Below are 19,596 nucleotides of genomic sequence, written 5' to 3' on the forward strand. Positions count from 1 at the left end.
CTATCCCGCCTTCTTCCGCGCGCGCCAGAAATGGAGCAGGGGTTCGGTGTAGCCGCTGGGCTGCGCGGCGCCCTCGAAGATCAGTGCCTTCGCCGCGCTAAAAGCGGGACCGTTTTCATTGGCGAGCAGCGGTTCGTAGATCGGATCGCCAGCGTTCTGCTCGTCCACCTTGGCAGCCATGCGGCGCAGCGAATCCATCACCTGCTCCTCGCTGACCACGCCGTGGAGCAGCCAGTTGGCGATGTGCTGCGAGGAAATCCGCAAGGTCGCGCGGTCTTCCATCAGGCCGACATCATTGATGTCCGGGACCTTGGAACAGCCCACCCCCTGGTCGATCCAGCGGACCACATAGCCCAGCAGGCCTTGGCAATTGTTGTCGAGCTCGTCGCGGATCTCGTCTTCTGACCAGTTCACCCCCTCGGCAAGCGGGATGGTCAGCAGGTCGTCGAGCCCGGGCATCTCGCCCAGCCCCTGCTGCAGCTCGAACACATCCTCGCGATGGTAATGGATCGCGTGGAGCGTGGCTGCGGTCGGGCTCGGCACCCACGCGGTGTTGGCCCCGGCGCGCAAATGGCCGATTTTCTCCAGCATCATCTTGCCCATCAGATCGGGCGCGGCCCACATGCCCTTGCCGATCTGCGCGCGGCCCGAGAGCCCGTGGCGCAGGCCGATGCCGACATTGCGCGCCTCGTAGGCCGTGAGCCAGGGGCTGTCCTTCATCGCCCCTTTGCGCAGCATCGCGCCGGCCTGCATCGAGGTGTGGATCTCGTCGCCGGTGCGGTCGAGGAAGCCGGTGTTGATGAAAACGATGCGATCCTTCACTGCATGGATGCAGGCGGCCAGATTGGCGCTGGTGCGGCGCTCCTCGTCCATGACGCCGACCTTCATCGTGTGGCGCGGCAGGCCGAGCAGGTCTTCTACCGCATCGAACAGATCATTGGTGAAGGCGCATTCCTCGGGCCCGTGCATCTTGGGTTTGACGATGTAGATCGAGCCGGTGCGGCTGTTGCCGAAGCGGGTCTTGCCCGCCACATCCAGTGCGCCGATCGCCCCGGTTACGATTCCATCCATCAGCCCCTCGGGGATGTCGTCACCCGCGACACGCACCGCCGGAGTGGTCATCAGATGGCCGACATTGCGCACGAACATCAGGCTGCGGCCCGGCAGAGTAATGGGCTCCCCCTGCGGGTCGGTGTAGCGACGGTCCCCGGCGAGCTGGCGGGTCACCGTCTTGCCGCCCTTGGCGAAGCTTTCCTCCAGATCGCCGCGGATCACGCCGAGCCAGTTACGATAGCCCAGCAGCTTGTCCTCTGCATCGACCGCGGCAACCGAGTCTTCCAGATCGGCGATGGTGGTGAGCGCCGCCTCGAGCAGGACATCGCTGATCCCCGCCTTGTCTTGCTGGCCCACGGGGCTGCTGGGGTCGAACTGGACTTCGATATGCAGGCCGTTGTCGCGGAACAGCCGCGCGTTGTCGCGCTCGCCGACGAACTGTCCCGGGTCGGCCAGCGGAATGCCATCGGCCAGCGGCGATCCCAACTGTGCCCAGCTCTTGCCCTCGGCCAGCGGCAGCGCCTGATCGAGAAAACGCCTGGCCTCGGCGATCACCGCCTGGCCCCGCAGTTCGTCGTAACCGCCCGGCTGCGCAGGCGGCGCATCGAGCGTGTCGGTGCCGTAGAAGGCGTCGTAGAGACTGCCCCAGCGCGCATTGGCGGCGTTGAGCAGGAAGCGCGCGTTGAGGATCGGCACCACCAGCTGCGGGCCGGCCATGGTCGCGATTTCGGGATCGACATTCTCGGTGCCGATCTGGAACCCGGCAGGCTCGGGGACGAGGTAGCCGATCTGCGACAGGAAGGCGCGATAGGCCGCCGCATCGTGCGGCTGGCCGGCGCGGTCGCGGTGCCAGTCGTCGATCCGGGCCTGCAGATCCTCGCGCTTGGCCAGCAGCTCGCGGTTGCGCGGCACGAACTCGCCCAGCAGGTTGGCACAGCCCGACCAGAAGGTTTCGGCATCGCGCCCGAGCGGGGCAAGCACTTCGTTCTCGAGGAATTCGGCCAGCGCGGTATCCACCTCGATACCGGCGCGTGTGGTGTAATCATTCATAAAAATCTGCTCACCCGGATTGGCGACCGCGCGAGAGCGCGGCCAGACTGTAAGGAATCCCGGGGAGGAGATGCGGGCATATGGCGGGCCACGCCATGCTTGGCAAGCGGGCGGGGTTGGACATGGCGCGCCTGCGGTCTAAGGGCTTCGCGGATGACAATGGATGCTCCCACCAAGGAAATACTTGCCCGTATCGATGGCGAGGCGATGCTCGAACAGGTGCTCGACTGGGCTGCGGTCAACAGCGGCACCGCCAACCTCGCCGGATTGGCCACGATGGCCGAAAAGCTGAGCGCGGCGTTTGCGCGTCTCCCCGGCGAAGTCGAACTGGTCGAACCCGCCGAGGTCACCGCCATCGCCGAGGACGGCAGCGAATTCGCCAAGCCGCACGGGCGCCACATGGTGCTGCGCGTTCGGCCCGAGGCCACGCGTCGGGTGGTGCTGACGGGGCATATGGACACCGTGTTCCCCGTGGATCACGCCTTCCAGTCGGTCGAATGGATCGACGACGAAACGCTCAACGGGCCCGGCACCGCAGATATGAAGGGCGGGCTCTGCGTGCTGCTCCACGCGCTGCTGGCCTTCGAGCAAAGCGCGCATGCCGACCAGCTCGGTTACGACGTGATGATCAATTCGGACGAGGAAACCGGCAGTCTCGCCAGCCGCGGGCTGATCGAAGAGCTGGCTCAAGGCAAATACGCTGCGCTGACCTACGAGCCTTCCGCCCTGCCCGATGGCACGCTCGCGCATGCGCGCGGCGGAACGGGCAATTATTCCATCACCGTGCGCGGGCGTTCGGCGCACGCGGGGCGCAACCCCCAGGACGGGCGCAACGCCATCGTCGCGGTCTCGGACCTGGTGTTGCGGGTGGCGGCGCTGGCGGGCGAGGACATCACCGTCAATCCCGCCAGGATCGAGGGCGGAGCGGCCAACAATGTGGTGCCCGATCTGGCGGTGCTGCGCTTTAACATCCGCCCGAAGACGACTGCAGCAATGGAGCGGTTCGATGGCGAGCTCGACACGCTGCTGCGCGCAGTGGAAGCCGAGCACGAAGTTTCGGCCACGCGGCACGGCGGCGTCACCCGCCCGCCCAAGCCGGTCGATGCGCGGGCACAAAAACTGTTCGACCTGGTCCGCTCCTGTGGTGCGCAGCTCGGCCGCGAAATCGGCTGGCAGCCCACCGGCGGGGTCTGCGACGGCAACAACATCGCCGCCTGCGGGGTGCCCGTGGTCGACACGATGGGCGTGCGCGGGGGCAAGATCCATTCATCAGAGGAATTCATGATCGTACCCTCGCTGGTCGAACGCGCCGCGCTGTCGGCGCTGGTGCTCGAACGGCTGGCCGCGGGCGATCCGCTTGCGAGTGCCGCCGCTGCCGGAGACCGCTCGTGAGCTTTCGTCTGCGCGCCGCGCGCCTCGAAGACATCGAACCGCTCTACGAGATGGCCAAGCTGACCGGGGGCGGCTTCACCAACCTGCCCGCCGATCGCAAATCGCTGGGTGGCAAGCTGGAGCGCGCCGCCGCCGCCTTCGCCCGAGACGACGACCGGCTGGGCGACGACCAGTTCGTGCTGGTGCTCGAGAACACCGAAACCGGGCAGGTGCGCGGAACCTGCCAGCTGTTCACCCAGGTCGGGCAGCAATGGCCGTTCTATTCCTACCGCCTCACCACGCTGACCCAGCATTCGCAGGAGCTCGACCGCACGGTGCGTGCCGAGCTGCTCAGCCTTACCACCGATCTCGAAGGCTCGAGCGAGGTCGGTGGATTGTTCCTCCACCCCAACGAGCGCGCCGGCGGGCTCGGGCTGCTGCTGGCGCGCAGCCGCTATCTGTTCATCGCGATGCACCGGCTGCGTTTCGCCGACCGCATCATCGCCGAATTGCGCGGCATCATCGACGATGCCGGCGGATCGCCCTTCTGGGACGGGGTCGCGGGGCGTTTCTTCGGGATGAGCTTTCAGGAAGCCGACTATTTCAACGCAATCAACGGCAACCAGTTCATCGCCGACCTGATGCCCAAGCACCCGGTCTATGTGGCCATGCTCGACGAGGAGGCGCGCAAGGTCATCGGCCTGCCGCACCCCAACGGCCGCGCGGCAATGCGGATGCTCGAACAGGAAGGCTTCGCCTATGAGGGCTATGTCGACATCTTCGACGGCGGCCCGACCATGTCGACGCGCACCGACCGGGTGAACAGCGTGCGCGATTCGCGCCCCGGCCAGGTCAGCGCGACCGATCTCGACATCGGCAAGCGCGCGCTGATCGCCACCGGCACGCTCGAGAGCTTTCGCTGCGCCTATGGTCAGTGCGATGTCGCCGAGGATGGCACCATGGCGATCGACGAAGCCTGCGCGCGGACTCTCGATGTCGTCGCGGGCGACGAGGTGTGGAGCGTGCCGCGCTAGCCACGGCAGACACGGGGAAACCAATGGCGCTTGCAGAAATCAATTTCGACGGCATCGTCGGACCGAGCCACAATTACGCCGGGCTCAGCCTTGGCAATATCGCCAGCGCCAGCCACAAGGGCCAGCCCTCCTATCCGCGCGCCGCTGCGCTGCAGGGCGTGGCCAAGATGCGCGCGAACATGGAGCTGGGACTGGCGCAGGGCTTCCTGCTGCCGCTGCCGCGCCCCAACTTCAGGCTGATGCGCGAACTGGCGCTCGATGGCTCGAGCGAGCCCGCGCTGGTCGCGGCGGCCTGGTCGGCGAGCTCGATGTGGACCGCCAATGCCGCCACCGTCAGCCCCGCTTCCGACACCGCAGATGGCCGCTGCCACCTGACCCCGGCCAATCTGGTGACCATGCTCCATCGCGGACAGGAATGGCGCGACACTAAGCGCCAGCTGGAGATAGCCTTCGCCGATCCGCGCCATTTCGCGGTCCATGATGCGGTCCCCGCCAGCTTCGGGGACGAGGGCGCTGCCAATCACATGCGGCTGTGCGAGAGCCATTCCGGCGCAGGCGTCGAAGTCTTCGTCTACGGGCAACAGGGCGGACGCTTCCCCGCGCGCCAGCACGAACAGGCCAGCCGCGCCGTCGCGCGCAAGCACGGGCTCGACCCGGCGGCTTGCGTGTTTATCGAACAGAACCCCGAGGCCATCGCCGCGGGCGCGTTCCACAATGATGTCGTCGCGGTGGCGAACGAGCGCGTGCTGTTCACCCACGCGCGTGCCTTCGCCGACCAGCAGGGCGCCTATGATGCGATGCGCTCGGCCTTCCCCGCTCTCGAAGTGGTCGAGGTGCCCGATGAGGCGGTGAGCCTGGAAGAGGCGATCCGCACCTATCTGTTCAACGCCCAGTTGCTGACCCTGCCAGGGGGCGAAATGGCGCTGGTGGTGCCGAGCGAATGCCAGGAGAGCGCCGCGGTCTGGGCATGGTGCGAGACGATGCTCGCGGGCAACGGGCGGATCCGCAAGGTCATCCCCGTCGATGTCCGTCAGTCGATGGCCAATGGCGGCGGCCCTGCCTGCCTGCGCCTGCGCGTGGTCGCCGATCCCGCGACGGTCGATCCGCGCTTCCTGCTCGACGAGGCACGTATCCAGAGGGCCGAATCGATCATCGCCGAGATGTGGCCCGAGCAGATCGACCCCGCCGACATCGGCAACGAGACGCTCGCCAGGACCGTGATCGAGGCGCGCGAGGCGCTGCTCGGCGTGCTGGCGCTCGACGAACTGGTCTGATCCGCATCGGGCCTGACCCGATTCGAGACAGCGGGTCACCTTTGCGGGATAGCCGGTCCCGCGCGCTGGACTTGCCCTGTCGGCGCGCCTTACAACCGGTCCATCGATTAACTATCGGAACCCGCGGCCATTCGACGCTGGCATGGTGCTTGCGTTCCCAGTGGTTAAGCCAAGGGAGTTCGCGTGCTGCGCCGTATCAAGAGACTGTTTGTGATCAAGACGCGCTTCGAGGCGTATCTGATCATTTTCGCGCTCGCGCTGGGCGCGATGACGCGCGGCGTCCAGTATACGCGCGAATACCCGGGGGTCGGGGGCTATCTGCTGTGGGCGGCCACTGCGGGCGCCGTTTTCCTGGGCGGGGCCAAGATTCTCGACGCGATCCGCTATGAGCAGGCCGCCAAGGCAGCCGTAGAACCCGAGAACGCTGGGTAGGCAGCGCTCGGCATCGTCGGTCCCGTCTGAATGAAAGTGGGGGTTTCTGTTGCTAGCTACCCCCGGAGCCCCGGAATCCGTTCTGTTGCCCGGTCGGTCCAACCGCGCTTTGGCTTTGTAAAGTCAGGCCGTTAGGCCATCAAATTACGCAGCAAGAGCGAGTGCTTCATTGTCATTGGCACTTATGGTTTTGAGCCTTGAACGGGTTACTCAGCCCGGGCAAAAACTGCGCTTTTCAACACACGTCGATCCTAGTTCGGCCCCAGCATCAAAGGCGGTTTCTCGCCGCTGGTGGTGGAGCCGCCGGGTACTGCCCCCGGGTCCGTTGTGCCTATTGTACGCAACACTTTATCGCCATAGTCGGCCGAAACCGACGCACCCTATATAGCGATACGAAGCTTAATGTGAAGTGGACGATGGGTCGGATGGCCTCGCCGGCTCCCGCTTCAATTCAACGAGAATTTTCTTGAGCACATCGAGCTGCGGGTCGGTGGGCACCTCGTCGTTGGTGGAACTGTCCTCGGTGGCCGCCTGCTTGCGCTGCATTTCCTCGGTCACGCGGTTGACGCTGCGCACCAACAGAAACAGCGCCATGGCGACGATCAGGAAATTGATCATCGCGGTCAGCAGCGCGCCGTAGCCGATCATCACGACGCCGGCTTCCCTGAGCTGTTCGTAATTGTCCAGCGCACCCTCGTAGCCTTCGGGCACCTCGCCCAGCAGCAGGAACCAGTTGGAAAAGTCGATATCTCCGAAGATCCAGCCGATCAGTGGCATGATCACGCCTTCGGTCAGCTGGGTAACGATCCCGCTGAAGGCCGCGCCGATCACCACGCCGACCGCCAGATCGATCACATTCCCGCGCGCGATGAATTTCTTGAATTCGCTACCCAGCTTCATGGCATCCCTTTCCCAGTTCTACCGCCGCCCTGCCATGGGCCTCGGAGAGGCTCAAGCCCCGCCGACAAGACGGCTCCGCTTGAAAGAAATCAGAGCCGTGCTATCTAGGTAAGACAGTTTTCCACCGAGGGGTATGTCATGAATCGCTTCGCAGCCATCCGCACCGCAACGAGGGCGATCGGCATCGCCGCCATGGCGCTGACGCTCTCCGCCTGCGGGATCAATTCGGTTCCCGCCGCCGAGGAGAACGCCAAGGCCAAATGGGCCGATGTCGAGGCCCAGTTCCAGCGCCGCGCCAATCTCATTCCCAATCTCCAGCAGGTGGTGCTGTCCTCCGCCGAGCAGGAGCGCGAGACGCTGCAGGGCGTGATCGAGGCGCGCGCCTCGGCCACCCGCCCCGAGATCCAGATCGATGGCGACGATCTCACCAATCCCGAGGCGATGCAGCAATACCAGCAGGCGCAGAGCCAGCTCGGTGGCGCCCTGTCGCGGCTGCTGGTCTCGGTCGAACGCTATCCCGAACTGCGCAGCCAAGAGAATTTCGGCCGGCTGATGGTCCAGCTCGAGGGCGCGGAAAACCGCATCTCGACCTCGATCCGCGACTACAACGAGGCGGTGCGCCAGTACAACACGACCATCCGCACCTTCCCGGACACGATCGGCGCCAACATAATCCACGGTGCCGAACCGATGGTGCCCTACGAGGCCGCGACCGAAGGGGCCGAAGTCGCGCCCGAGCTCGACATGGGACGCACCGACACCGCGCCCGCTGCAAACTGAGCGGGGCTGACATCGCCGGAATGGCCCAACCGATCAGTCTGCTTCGCAATCTTATCGTCCTGCTGGCCGCGCTCGCGCTGGCACCTGCCGCCTATGCCCAGGAGTTTCCCGAGCGCGGCACCGCACCCGTTGTCGATGCGGCGAACATCATCGACGACGCCACCGAAGCGCAGCTGACGCAACAGCTCGACGAGTTCGAGGAGCGCAACCAGCGCCAGTTCGTCATCGTCACGCTTCCCGACCTGCAGGGCTACGACATCGCCGACTATGGCTATCGACTCGGCCGCGAATGGGGGATCGGCGACGCCGAGAACGACGACGGCGTGCTGCTGATCGTCGCGCCCAACGAAAGGCTGATGCGGATCGAGGTCGGATACGGGCTCGAAGGCATCCTCCCCGACGGGCTGGCCTTCGAATATGTCGAGGAAATGAAGGACTATTTCCGGGAAGGAGATTTCTCCGCCGGGATCGCGCAGGGCGCCCAGCGCATCGTAACCCAGCTCGAACTGCCGCCCGAGGAAGCGGCGGCGGTCGCCCAGCAGGCCACGCAAGAACGCGCAAACGCCGGTGAAGGCGGCTTTCCGATCGGCGGGCTGATCTGGCTGGGCTTCATCCTGTTCTTCTTCGTGCTGCCGATGTTCGGCCGGCGCGGCAAGCGGCGTTATCGCGGCGGCGGCGGTGATATCGCGCGCAACATCATACTGTGGGAAGTCGGCAAGGCAGTCGCCAGCGGCCTGTCCAATAGCGGCGGTGGCGGCTTCGGCGGTGGCGGAGGCGGCTTCGGCGGTGGCGGAGGCTTTTCCGGCGGCGGCGGCAGTTTCGGGGGCGGCGGCGCCTCCGGGGGGTGGTAGATGGCCTATTTGACAGCTGACCAGCACGCCATCGTGACCGATGCGGTCGCCAAGGCCGAAAGCGCCACCAGCGGCGAGATCGTGACCGTGCTCGCCGATCGCTCGGACGGTTATACCGATGTCGTGCTGATGTGGGCCGCAGGGATAGCCTTTTCCGCGATGAGCCTGTTCGCGCTCCTTCCCGAGCCCTTCCTCGATCTGTGGGATTCGCTGATCGGCGGATGGACGCATGAATGGACCACCGGCGAACTCGCCACGATGACGATCATGCTCGGGCTGGTCGCCTTCGTCCTCACCTGGCTGCTGTTGTCATGGGATGCGCTCAAGTTCCGCGTCGTCCCCGGCCCGGTCAAGACGGCGCGCGTCCACGACCGCGCGATCTCCCATTTCAAGGTCGGCGCCGAACGCCGCACGCATGGCCGCACCGGGGTGCTGATCTACCTATCCATGCAGGAGCACCGCGCCGAAATTGTTGCCGACAGGCCGATCGCGGAACAGGTTTCCGCCGATGTCTGGGGCGAGGCGATGGCCGACATGCTGGCCGACATCAAACGCGGCTGCGTGGCCGAGGGAATGGCCGCCGGGGTCCGCGATGTCGGCCAGGTGCTGGCCGAGCATTTCCCCCCTGCCGAGGACGACCGGAACGAACTGCCCGACCGTCTGATCGAGGTCTAGCGCAGCTTCCATGACCGCGGATCGCGACGCACCGGAAGACATCGTCTGGCAGGGCAAATATGTCGTCGCCAAGACTCGCGGACGCTGGGAATATGTCGGCCGCGCGCGCAATATCCGCGCGGCGGTGATCCTCGCATTGATCGACGACGAAGTGCTCCTGGTCGAGCAATACCGAGTCCCGCTGGGGCGCAATTGCATCGAGCTGCCCGCTGGCCTGATCGGCGACGAGGACGGGGCGGAGGACGAGGACGATCTCGCCGCCGCCGGGCGCGAGCTCGAGGAGGAAACCGGCTATCGCGCGGGCAAGCTCGAGGATTGCGGGAGCTATTACTCCTCGCCCGGCATGGTCGGCGAAAGCTTCACCCTCGTCCGCGCGACGCAGCTCGAGCGGGTCGGAGAAGGCGGCGGGACCGAGAGCGAAGACATCACCGTCCACCGCATCCCCCGCGCTAAGCTCGGGCAGTTTCTCGAAAGCAAGCGCGGCGAAGGTTGCGGCGTCGATGTGCGCCTGCTCATGCTGTTGGGACAGGACATCATTTCGGGAGAGAGACTATGACCACGACCAAGGGCAATCGCTGCGCGGGCAAGCTGGCGCTGGTGACCGGCGCAGCGCAGGGCCTCGGACGCGCGCACGCGACGCGGCTGGCCGAGGAAGGTGCGCTTGTGCTGTGCACCGACATCAATGGCGAGGGTGCGCAGGAAACCGCCACGCTGATCGACGAGCAACTGGGCGCCGGCACCGCCTTCGCCATTGCCCACGACGTTACCGACCCGCTGGCGTGGGAAGCGGCGGTGGAAGCCGCACGCGACAATCTCGGCGGGCTCAACGTGCTGGTCAACAACGCCGGGATCGGCGTGGGCGGCAATATCGAGACCTGCGATTTCGAGGAATGGAAGCGTTGCTTCTCGGTCAATGTCGATTCGATCTTCCACGGCTGCCAGAAGGCCCTGCCGCTGATGCGCGAGCACGCGCCCGGATCGATCATCAACATTTCCAGCATTGCCGGACTGATCGCCAGCGACACCATGCCGGCTTACAATTCGTCCAAGGCGGCGGTGTGGATGCTGTCGAAATCGATCGCGCTGCATTGCGCCAAGAACCGGATGAACATCCGTTGCAATTCGGTGCATCCAACCTTCGTCGATACGCCGATCCTCGACGGGACCGCGCGCCAGCACAATCTCGACAAGCAGGTCCTGCTCGAAAAGCTGGCGCGCCAGATCCCGCTCAAGACGGTCGGTGAACCCAATGATATCGCGAATGCTGTGGTCTATCTCGCCAGCGACGAGAGCAAGTTCATGACCGGCGCGGAGATCAAGCTCGACGGCGGCATCTCGGCCATGTGAATCTGTTGGTGACATGCGAGAGGCGCGGATCGCTCCGCGCCTCTCAATCCGCGATCAGGCCGATCGCGAGGTAGATCAGGATCGGGCTGCCGAAGCCGACCAGAGTGGCGATCACGAAGCCAGCCCGTACCAGCGTGGTGTCGATTCCGAAATAATTGGCGATCCCGGCGCAGACCCCCATCAGTTTGCCGCAGCGCCGGTCCAGTCGAAAGCTTTTCGACGGCGGACCGCCCGGGTCGGTGTGGCGCAGATCGCTCATGCGATCAGTCCGCTGGGCGAGGCAGGGACGATGGCCATGGCCAGAAAGATCCCCGAGAGTGCCAGCGAGAAGCCGGCGGCGAATAGCTTGTTGCTATCGAAGTTTAACATGATGTCCTTTCAGTTCGAATGAGAGTTGACCGCGAAGCGCGGATCAGACGATGAAGCCGGTCGGGCTGGCGGGGACGATCGCGGCGGCCATGACGATGGCCGAGATGGCGATGGCGGCGACAGCGGCGAAGGCGTTGTTGATGGTGTTGAACGACATGGTGTTGGTCCTTTTGTATCCCTGAACCCCGGCCATTCCGGGGACACCAGGTAGTTTGCAACCCCCGTGCCAAACTATGAGAATGGCGGAATTCAGCCATTGTTCAGCCACTGGTGCCTGAACCGAGCGTTCATCGATCCGAAAGGTTGGTGAATTTTCCCAACTGTTCGAAATGCGTTTCGCGCTGGCCTCGTTCAGAGGGCGAGGGTAACGCTCCACTGGCTTATGGCGCTCGACCGCATCTCGCTTTCCGACTTCCGCAACCACGCCCAAACCACGCTCGAAGGCACCGCGCGGATGAACCTGCTCGTCGGTGCCAATGGCGCGGGCAAGACCAATGTGCTTGAGGCGCTGTCGCTGCTCTCCCCGGGCCGCGGGATGCGCCGCGCGGCGCTGGTCGAGATGATGCGCGGCGGGGCCGCAGACGGCTTCGCGGTCGGGGCGAGCCTGGTCGGTGCAGAGGAGCCGGTGCGGCTGGGCACCTACACCCAGGGCGCGCAGCCGGGACGGCGCCGGGTGCGCGTCAACAGCGCCGAGAGCTCGGCTGTCGCGCTGGGCGAATGGCTGGCGATCGGCTGGCTGACCCCGGCAATGGACGGCCTGTTCGTCGGCGCCGCGCAGGACCGGCGCCGCTATCTCGACCGGCTGGCGCTGGCGATCGACCCGGTCCACGCGCGCCATGCAGGGCGCTATGAAGCCGCTCTGCGCGAACGCAACCGCCTGCTGTCCGACGATCGCGAGCCAGACCCCAGCTGGCTCGACGCGATCGAGGCGCAGCTGGCCGAGCACGGCACCGCGCTGAGCGAAGGCCGCGCGCGGCTGATCGATGCGCTGATGGCAGAAATCGTGGCGCAGTCCGAGGCGCCCTTCCCCCGCCCCGCGCTGAGTTACGTTCCCGGCGGGCCGCTCGGCTACGAAGGTCTATCGCAGGCGCTCCATGACAACCGCCGCCGCGACCGCGCCGCACAGCGCACGCTCGACGGGCCGCACCGCGACGATCTCGAAGTGCTCTACGCCGCCCGGCGGATGCCCGCCGCACAATGTTCGACCGGCGAGCAGAAGGCGCTGCTGCTGGCGATCACCATCGCGCATGCCGCGCTTTCGGCGAAGGGACGCGCCTCGCTGCTGCTGCTCGACGAGGTCGCCGCGCATCTCGACCCAGACCGGCGCGCGGCGCTGTTCGAGCGGCTGCGTGCAGGGGGATCGCAGGTGTGGATCACCGGGACCGAGATCGCACCTTTCAAGGCCATCGCCGAGGAGGCTGCGGTCTGGAACGTCGCCAATGGGACCGCCCAGCGCCGCTAGGCCTCCCACACTTCACTCCGCCGCGGGAAGCGCCGCCTGCACATCATCCAGCGTATCGGCCACCAGGGCGTCGATGCCCGGCGCGGTCGGGTGGATCCGGTCGGACTGGAACAGCGAGGGATTCTCATAGATGCTCTCGAGCCAGAACGGCACCAGCTGCGCCTCGTATTCCTGCGCCAGCTCGCCATAGAGCGCGTCGAAGCTTTGCTGGAACTCTGGCCCGTAATTGGGTGGCGCGCGCATTCCCATGATCAGCACCGGGATGTCGCGGCTCTGCAACTCGCCGAGCATCGCCTCGAAATTGGCGCGGGTTTCCTCGGGCGAGAGCCCGCGGATGAGATCGTTGCCACCCAGTTCGAGCATAACCAGATCGGGCGTTGTCTCCAGCCCGTCGAGCGTGAACGCCAGCCGCTGGCGCCCCGCGGCGCTGGTGTCGCCCGAAACCCCGGCATCGATCACGCGGGCGTTCACCCCCTGGCCACGCAGCGCGGCTTCGAGCCTCTCCGGATAGCCTTCCGCTTCCGCCAGCCCGTAGCCCGCGAACAGGCTGTTGCCGAAGGCGAGAATACGCCGCTCCTCGCCGCTGATTGCGATATCCGTTGCAGGCGCTTCGACGCGCGCTTCCTCGGCGGCGACGGGCGCCTCCCCCGCTTCGCCCGAGCAGGCGGCAAGCGCCAGTGCGGCGCAGCCGATAGACCAGTTACCAATACGCATCGTCGAGCTTCCTTGTGTGGCCCCCTTCCCTATGCCATCGCAGCATCGTGACAAACCCCTCCCCGACAATCCTCGCCCAGAACCTCACCCTGACGCTCGGCACCGAACAGGCGCCGGTCGAAATCCTGCGCGGGATCGACCTGCGGATCGAGACCGGCGAGACGGTCGCACTGCTCGGCCCTTCTGGCTCGGGCAAGAGCTCGCTGATGGCGGTGCTGTCCGGTCTCGAACGCGCCAGCAGCGGAACGCTAAGCGTCGCCGGGGAGAATTTCGCGGCAATGGGCGAGGATAGCCTTGCCCACGCCCGCCGCGGCCGGATCGGCATCGTGCTCCAGGCCTTCCACCTGCTGCCGACCATGACCGCGCTGGAGAATGTCGCGACGCCGATGGAGCTGGCCGGCGAGAGCGATGCCCAGCCCCGCGCGCGCGCCGAGCTGGAAGCGGTCGGGCTCGGCCACCGGCTCGACCACTACCCCCAGCAATTGTCCGGCGGCGAACAGCAGCGCGTCGCGATCGCCCGCGCCACCGCCGCGCGCCCCGCGCTGATCTTCGCCGACGAACCGACCGGCAATCTCGACGCCGCGACCGGCCATGAAATCGTCGACCTGCTCTTCGCGCGCCGCGCCGAGACCGGCGCGACGTTGCTGGTCATCACCCATGATCCCGAACTGGCCGAGAAATGCGCGAGGGTGATCACCCTCGCCGATGGTCGCATCGACAGCGACACCAAGGCTGACACTGGCGGAGCGGCGGCGCACGCATGAGCTGGGCAACCGCCTGGCGCATCGCGCGGCGCGATCTCAACGCGCGCTTCCGTGGTTTGCGCCTACTGCTGGTCTGCCTGTTCCTCGGCACCGGGGCGCTGACTGCGATCGGTTCGCTGACTGCGGCGATCGAGCAGGAAATCGCCGCCAGCGGACAGGAGTTGCTCGGCGGCGATCTCGAGATCGAGCTGTGGCAACGCGGTCTGGATGAAGAGGAAAGCGCGGCGCTGGCAGAATATGGCGAACTCTCGCGCGGCTATCGCATGCAGGCGATGGCGCGCGCGGGCGAGCAGGCGGTTCCGATCGGGTTGAAGGCGGTGGATGGTGCCTATCCGCTCTATGGCGAACTCACGCTCAAGGACGGACGCGCGGTCGGCGCCCCGCCTGCGGACCAGGTCTGGCTCGGTCAGGGCGCAGCCGACCGGCTCGGCATCGCGACGGGCGACAGCGTCGCTATCGGCACGCAGACGCTCACCGTCGGCGGCATCATCGCCAACGAGCCCGACAAGCTAAGCGAAGGTTTCCAGCTCGGCCCCACGGTGATCGCTGCCGAGGACCTGCCGATCCGCGCCGGTCTCATCGCCCCCGGTTCGATGTATCAGACCAAGACCCGCGTCGCCTTCGCTGCCGCGCAGGAAACCGAGGAGGTCCGCGACGCTTTGGAGGAGCGCTTCCCCGAGGCCGGGTTCGATTTCCGCACCGCCGACCGCGCCTCACCGGGCGCCGACCGTTTCGTCAGCCGGATGAGCGAATTTCTCACTCTCGTCGGTCTCGCCGCGCTGGTCATCGCCGGGATCGGGATCGGCGGCGGGGTGACCTCCTATCTCGATGCCCGACGCCAAGGCATCGCCACATTGAAAATCCTCGGCGCGAGCAGCGGCGACATCGCGCGGATCTATGCGCTGCAGATTTTCGCTGCAGCGATGGTCGGAAGCCTTGCCGGCATTCTCGTCGGGATTGCGGTCACTCCGGTGCTGGCGCTCACGCTCCAGGGCCTGCTCCCGGTCGACAGCGGGCTGGTGATCGATCCCGGCGCGATACTGCTGGCGCTGGCCTATGGGCTGCTGGTTGCACTTATCTTCGCTGCCCCGCCGCTGATGCGGGCGCGGCGTTTTCCGGCTATGGCGCTGATGCGCGCGCGCATTTCTCCGCTGGCAAGCGATCGCAAGGCGCTGGGGATCGTGGCCGGTGGGCTCGTGGCGATCGTCGCACTGGCGCTGCTGACCGCCAGCCGCCCCGAACTCTCGGCGATGTTCCTTGCAGGAGCTGCAGTCGCGCTGGGGCTGCTCGCGCTGCTCGCAATGGGGATCCGCCGCCTCGCTGCGGCACTGCCGCGCCCCTCGAGCCCGATCGCCCGCAACGCGCTCGCCAATCTCCATCGCCCCGGTTCGAGCACCACCGCGCTGGTAACCGCGCTTGGCTTCGGCCTGGCCGCGTTCGTCCTGCTGGCTGCTGTACAATCGGCGATCGACGGCAATATCGAGCAGCGCGTGCCCGAGCAGGCACCGGATTACTTCGTGCTCGATATCCCGCGCGACCGCGTGAGCGATTTCGAGCGATTGGTCTTGGCCGAGGACGAGCAGGCCATGATCCGCGCCGTTCCCGCGTTGCGCGGTGCGGTGCTGGCCTTCGGGTCCGAGGGCAACATGACCCGCACCGCCGAGCTCGAGGAGGTTCCCGATGGCGCCTGGGCGTTGCGCGGCGAACGCGGGCTGACCTATGCCGACAATGTCCCCGACGGCAATGTCATCACCCAGGGCCAATGGTGGGGCCCGTTCTACACTGGCGAGCCGCTGGTCTCGATCGACGAGGAATTTGCCGAGGCTGCCGGGCTCGGGATCGGCGACATGCTGACCTTCGGCGTGCTCGGGGTCGAGCGGACCGCGCGGATCGCCAACCTCAGACGGATCGACTGGGAAAGCCTGGGTTTCAACTATGTCTTCGTGCTCAGCCCCAACGCCATTCAGGATGCGCCGCACAATCTCGCCGCCACCATCGACCTGACCGAGGGCACCCCCACCGGACCGCTGCTGCAGGCGCTGGTGCGCGAGTTTCCATCCAGTTCGGTGATCGAGGTCGGCAATGTGCTGAAACAGGCGCGCACGCTGCTCGAACAGGTCGGGCTGGCGACGCTGGCGGCCGCGGGCGTCGCGGTGCTGGCCGGGCTGGCCGTGCTGCTGGGCGCGATTGCCTCGGCGCGGGCGCAGCGGACCTACGACACGGTGATCCTGCGCGTGCTCGGCGCCGACCGGCGCCAGATCCTGACGATGCAATTGGTCGAATACCTGCTGTTGGCGGGGGCACTGGCGGTGGTGGCATTGGGCCTCGGCAGCCTCACCGCCTGGCTGGTGGTCACCCAACTGTTCGAGTTCGACTGGCTGCCCGACTGGGGCGCGGTGCTGGCTGTGCTTGGCATGGGGATCGCGGTGGTGCTGCTGTTCGCGGTGCTGGGGTCGCTGCCGCTGCTGCGCGCCAAACCCGCGCAGGCGCTCCGTACCCTGTAAGAGATCGTCCAGCCTGGCCGGTAGCGCATCCGGACTGAGCAATTCCCATCCGCACTGCAGACAAGAAAAAGGGGGCCGCAAAGCCCCCTTTTCCTTTTCATCGATGGCTTGCCGCTCAGAAGCGGAAGCGAGCGGTTGCGCCGTAGGTGCGCGGTGCGTTCGGGTAGCCCGAAACCGTTCCGGCCTGCGCCACGCCGTCGAACACCGCGGTGAGGTAGCGCTCGTTGGTGAGGTTGCGGACATAGGCCGACAGTTCGAAACCATTGTCCATCACGAAGGCCAGCGAGGCGTTGACCTGGTTGACTTCGCGGCGGAACTGACGCGCCACCGCGATGCCCTGAGCGATGGTTCCAAAGCCGGTGAGGCCGTTGACGATCTGCGTGTTGCTCTCGTGGTAGTAATCCACCCGACCGATCAGCAGATTGCCGCTGGCACCGAACTCGTGCGTGTAGGTGCCCGAGGTGGCGATGGTGATTTCCGGGATATCGGCCGGGCGCTGGCCCGACAGATCGCCCAAAACCGATTGCGGGAAGCTGTCGAACAGCGGGTCGAGATAGGTCAGCGCGAAGGTGAACACCAGCGGATCGGCCGGCGAAACGGTCGCATCGAATTCGAAGCCCTTGGTCGACTGTTCGCCCGCATTGGCCAGCGCGAAGCCGGTGCCGGTGAACACGTTCGACTGGAAGCCTTCCAGCGTCTGGTCGAACAGCGCGAGGTTGAACCCGACCCGGTCGAACTGTCCCTTCAAGCCGATTTCGTAGACCTTGGCCTTTTCCGGCAGGGCGAAGCGCGTGCCGGTCCCGAGGTTGGGCACCGCCAGCCCGGCATCGCGGATTGGCGAGGACGGAGCCAGGATCGTGCTGCCGAACGGACCCGGAGTAAAATCGGTCGGGAACGGACGGCTGTCGCGCGACAGGTTGACCGAGCTCGCCTTGAAGCCGGTAGCATAGGTGAAATAGGCGTTGATGTTGTCGGTCACGTCGTAGGCGGCGCGAAGCGTGTAGCTCCAGTCGTCGTCGCGGGTCTGGCCCGGTTCCACCGCATTGGGCACGCCAAGGAACGGCGGAAGGAACTGCAGGGGACGCAGCGCCAGCAGCGGATTGACAGCCGGATTGGTCGCAGCCGCGGCGATAGCCTGGAACGCCCCCGGGTTGCCCTGCGCGAACTGACCGATCACCGTCGGGGTCACCTGGCTCGGCGGAATGCGCAGAGCCCCGGCGATCTGGCCCACGATCACTGCATCGACCAGATTGGTGTTGGCGAGCGGATCGAGTGACTCCTGCGACAGCGCGAAGTCCTTCTTGTCGTCGGTGTAGTTGAAGCCGCCGGTCAGCGTCAGCCGGTCGGTGACTTCGAGATCGACCGTGCCGAAGATCGAGTAGCTCTCGTTCTCGAGCGTGAAGAACTCGCGGGTGCTGGGCCCGGTGGCGAAGATCGAACCGCTCTGGAAGCCCAGAGCCGCTTCAACGCCTGCCAGCGTGCCGGGCCTGCCGCTTCCCGCCAGCAGGTCGAAGAATGGACGTGCATCCGGCCCGTTGGTCAGGCCGCTGTTCTGCGCCACGTCTTCCTTGAAGTAGAAGCCGCCGAGCAGGAAGTTGAGCGGGCCATCGAAATCCGAGGTCACCCGGAATTCCTGCGTGAAGGTGTCGATCGCCTGGTCGCGGAATTCGGAGACCACGTCGGCACTGGAGAAATCGACGTCCTGCTGGCTGAAGCTGCGCAGTTCACGATAGGCGGTGATCGAGGTCAGCGAAACCGCGCCCAGCTCGTAATCCGCCTGCAGCGAACCGCCATAGCTTTCGATCTCGTTGACGGGCAGCTGATTGAGATAGGTGCGATCCGAGAAGATGTCCTCGCGCTCGATCTGGCCGCCCACCGCGAAGATCAGCGGCACGGTCGGGCCGGCGATGAGATTACCGGCGTAGCAGCAAAGCTCGTCGATCTTGGAATAGTCGCCGATGGCGCGCAGGACCAACGGGCCGTTGTTGTCGAACAACAGCTGGCCGCGCACCGAGTAACGGTCGCGCTCGTTGATCTGCTCGTCGAGATTGGCGACATCGACATAACCGTCGCGCTTGTTGAGATTGCCGTCGAGCGAGAAGGCGACGCTGTCGGTCAGCGGGCCGGTGACGTCGCCCTTGAGGACGATGTTGTTGTAATTGCCATAGGTCGCCGAGACCGAGCCGCCGAAGTTGAACTGCGGCTCGCGGGTAACGACCGAGATCACGCCGGCGCTGGCGTTCTTGCCGAACAGCGTCGACTGCGGACCACGCAGCACTTCGATGCGCTGGACGTTGGCGATGTCGTTGATCTGGGCCGCGGAGCGCGAGCGGAAGACGTTGTCGATGAAGACGCCGACCGAGGGCTCGACGCCGGCGTTGTTGGCGCCGTTGCCGAAGCCGCGGATGATGAAGGTGGTGTTGGCGGAGCTCTGCAGCTGGCTCACGCGCAGCGAGGGCGACACCGTCTGCAGGTCCTGCAGGTCGCGGATTTCGGCGCGCTCGAGCGTTTCGCCGGTGGTCACGCTGACCGACACGGGAACTTCCTGCAGCGTCTGCTCGCGCTTGGTGGCGGTCACGACAATGACGTTGGGGTTGGTCGCCGGGGCAACATCGGCCGTGTCGTTCGTCAGTTCGGCGTCATTGTCCTGCGTACGGACCGGCTCGTTCTGGGTCACGTCCTGCGCGAACGCGCTGGCAGGGGTCAAGGCAAAGGCAGCTGCGCCCACAAGCAGGCGCGCGGAAACGGAAATGTGCATGAATGGTCCTCTTTGTGCGAGCTCGTCTGTTTAGCGAACCCGGCGATGTGCGAACTCGACGCGCGTCTCTCCCGTGCGTCTCGCTCGGCGCCTTAGGGGGACGTTCAGTGTTGCTCAACGCCAATGTTGCGTCGTTCGTCGAATTGTTGCGCGATTGTTGCAGCCAATTCACACCCGCCGCGTCTGCAAGCATATTGCACCCTGCGCGCTTGCCGTTGCGAGGCACCTGCGGTAGAGGCGCGCGACCTCATCCCCCCG

At 65.9% G+C, this 19,596-nt stretch carries 19 protein-coding genes and 1 other RNA gene; 12 read left to right on the forward strand and 8 right to left on the reverse strand.

Features of this window, described 5'->3' with window-relative positions:
• Window positions 1-2,103 (reverse strand): malate synthase G, encoded by a 2,103-nt coding sequence (locus ACWIKC_RS09545; protein ID WP_454597271.1) that lies wholly within the window; start codon window positions 2,101-2,103, stop codon window positions 1-3.
• Between the two features lie 153 nt (window positions 2,104-2,256).
• Between ACWIKC_RS09545 and ACWIKC_RS09550 the strand changes: the two genes are divergently transcribed.
• From ACWIKC_RS09550 to ACWIKC_RS09565, 4 genes are all read left to right on the forward strand, one after another.
• The gene (locus ACWIKC_RS09550) at window positions 2,257-3,495 is read left to right on the forward strand and encodes a hydrolase (RefSeq protein WP_454597272.1); all 1,239 of its coding nucleotides are present in this window, start codon (window positions 2,257-2,259) and stop codon (window positions 3,493-3,495) included.
• On the forward strand, window positions 3,492-4,508 hold the full coding sequence (locus tag ACWIKC_RS09555) for an arginine N-succinyltransferase (protein WP_454597273.1): 1,017 nt from the start codon (window positions 3,492-3,494) through the stop codon (window positions 4,506-4,508). The genes ACWIKC_RS09550 and ACWIKC_RS09555 overlap by 4 nt, the downstream gene beginning before the upstream one ends.
• Before the next feature lie 23 nt (window positions 4,509-4,531).
• The gene (locus ACWIKC_RS09560; protein WP_454597274.1) at window positions 4,532-5,782 is read left to right on the forward strand and encodes an N-succinylarginine dihydrolase; all 1,251 of its coding nucleotides are present in this window, start codon (window positions 4,532-4,534) and stop codon (window positions 5,780-5,782) included.
• 183 nt (window positions 5,783-5,965) lie between these two features.
• Window positions 5,966-6,214: a hypothetical protein gene (locus ACWIKC_RS09565; protein ID WP_454597275.1), complete on the forward strand. Its 249-nt coding sequence runs from the start codon at window positions 5,966-5,968 to the stop codon at window positions 6,212-6,214.
• A 71-nt stretch (window positions 6,215-6,285) separates the two neighbouring features.
• On the opposite strand, the gene ssrA is transcribed toward ACWIKC_RS09565, so the two are convergent.
• Window positions 6,286-6,627: a transfer-messenger RNA gene (ssrA, locus tag ACWIKC_RS09570) on the reverse strand.
• On the reverse strand, window positions 6,614-7,114 hold the full coding sequence (mscL, locus tag ACWIKC_RS09575; RefSeq protein WP_454597276.1) for a large conductance mechanosensitive channel protein MscL: 501 nt from the start codon (window positions 7,112-7,114) through the stop codon (window positions 6,614-6,616). Before mscL ends, ssrA begins: the two co-directional genes overlap by 14 nt.
• Window positions 7,115-7,252: 138 nt before the next feature.
• Here mscL and ACWIKC_RS09580 point away from each other — a divergent pair, with 138 nt between their 5' ends.
• From ACWIKC_RS09580 to ACWIKC_RS09600, 5 genes are read left to right on the forward strand one after another with little or no spacing between them, the layout of a single operon-like run.
• Window positions 7,253-7,894 (forward strand): LemA family protein, encoded by a 642-nt coding sequence (locus ACWIKC_RS09580; RefSeq protein ID WP_454597277.1) that lies wholly within the window; start codon window positions 7,253-7,255, stop codon window positions 7,892-7,894.
• 20 nt (window positions 7,895-7,914) lie between these two features.
• The gene (locus ACWIKC_RS09585) at window positions 7,915-8,745 is read left to right on the forward strand and encodes a TPM domain-containing protein (protein ID WP_454597278.1); all 831 of its coding nucleotides are present in this window, start codon (window positions 7,915-7,917) and stop codon (window positions 8,743-8,745) included.
• Window positions 8,746-9,420 carry a TPM domain-containing protein gene (locus ACWIKC_RS09590; RefSeq protein WP_454597279.1) on the forward strand — a complete coding sequence of 225 codons (675 nt, stop codon included), beginning with the start codon at window positions 8,746-8,748 and terminating at the stop codon, window positions 9,418-9,420. It abuts the gene before it with no gap.
• A gap of 10 nt (window positions 9,421-9,430) precedes the next feature.
• Window positions 9,431-9,976, forward strand: a complete 546-nt coding sequence (locus tag ACWIKC_RS09595; RefSeq protein ID WP_454597280.1) for an NUDIX hydrolase — start codon at window positions 9,431-9,433, stop codon at window positions 9,974-9,976.
• Complete coding sequence (locus ACWIKC_RS09600) at window positions 9,973-10,767, forward strand: SDR family oxidoreductase (protein ID WP_454597281.1); 795 nt, start codon at window positions 9,973-9,975, stop codon at window positions 10,765-10,767. The genes ACWIKC_RS09595 and ACWIKC_RS09600 overlap by 4 nt, the downstream gene beginning before the upstream one ends.
• A gap of 43 nt (window positions 10,768-10,810) precedes the next feature.
• Here the strand turns inward: ACWIKC_RS09600 and ACWIKC_RS09605 are convergent, their stop codons facing one another.
• The 3 genes from ACWIKC_RS09605 to ACWIKC_RS09615 are packed head-to-tail and all read right to left on the reverse strand — an operon-like array spanning window position 10,811 to window position 11,293.
• On the reverse strand, window positions 10,811-11,026 hold the full coding sequence (locus ACWIKC_RS09605) for a PspC domain-containing protein (RefSeq protein WP_454597282.1): 216 nt from the start codon (window positions 11,024-11,026) through the stop codon (window positions 10,811-10,813).
• The gene (locus ACWIKC_RS09610) at window positions 11,023-11,136 is read right to left on the reverse strand and encodes a recombination protein F (RefSeq protein ID WP_454597283.1); all 114 of its coding nucleotides are present in this window, start codon (window positions 11,134-11,136) and stop codon (window positions 11,023-11,025) included. Before ACWIKC_RS09610 ends, ACWIKC_RS09605 begins: the two co-directional genes overlap by 4 nt.
• A gap of 43 nt (window positions 11,137-11,179) precedes the next feature.
• Window positions 11,180-11,293: an enoyl-CoA hydratase gene (locus tag ACWIKC_RS09615; RefSeq protein WP_454597284.1), complete on the reverse strand. Its 114-nt coding sequence runs from the start codon at window positions 11,291-11,293 to the stop codon at window positions 11,180-11,182.
• Between the two features lie 225 nt (window positions 11,294-11,518).
• On the opposite strand from ACWIKC_RS09615, the gene recF reads away from it, so the two are divergent.
• Window positions 11,519-12,598 (forward strand): DNA replication/repair protein RecF, encoded by a 1,080-nt coding sequence (recF, locus tag ACWIKC_RS09620; RefSeq protein WP_454597285.1) that lies wholly within the window; start codon window positions 11,519-11,521, stop codon window positions 12,596-12,598.
• Between the two features lie 12 nt (window positions 12,599-12,610).
• Here recF and ACWIKC_RS09625 read toward each other — a convergent pair whose 3' ends face one another.
• Window positions 12,611-13,312 carry an arylesterase gene (locus ACWIKC_RS09625; protein ID WP_454597286.1) on the reverse strand — a complete coding sequence of 234 codons (702 nt, stop codon included), beginning with the start codon at window positions 13,310-13,312 and terminating at the stop codon, window positions 12,611-12,613.
• A gap of 47 nt (window positions 13,313-13,359) precedes the next feature.
• On the opposite strand from ACWIKC_RS09625, the gene ACWIKC_RS09630 reads away from it, so the two are divergent.
• Entirely contained in the window at window positions 13,360-14,076 is a 717-nt protein-coding gene (locus tag ACWIKC_RS09630) for an ABC transporter ATP-binding protein (RefSeq protein WP_454597287.1), read from the forward strand.
• Window positions 14,073-16,580 carry an ABC transporter permease gene (locus tag ACWIKC_RS09635; protein WP_454597288.1) on the forward strand — a complete coding sequence of 836 codons (2,508 nt, stop codon included), beginning with the start codon at window positions 14,073-14,075 and terminating at the stop codon, window positions 16,578-16,580. Before ACWIKC_RS09630 ends, ACWIKC_RS09635 begins: the two co-directional genes overlap by 4 nt.
• Before the next feature lie 115 nt (window positions 16,581-16,695).
• Here the strand turns inward: ACWIKC_RS09635 and ACWIKC_RS09640 are convergent, their stop codons facing one another.
• Window positions 16,696-19,338 carry a TonB-dependent receptor gene (locus ACWIKC_RS09640; protein ID WP_454597289.1) on the reverse strand — a complete coding sequence of 881 codons (2,643 nt, stop codon included), beginning with the start codon at window positions 19,336-19,338 and terminating at the stop codon, window positions 16,696-16,698.
• Window positions 19,339-19,596: the final 258 nt, after the last annotated feature.

This window comes from Qipengyuania sp. SM2507 (assembly GCF_053714505.1).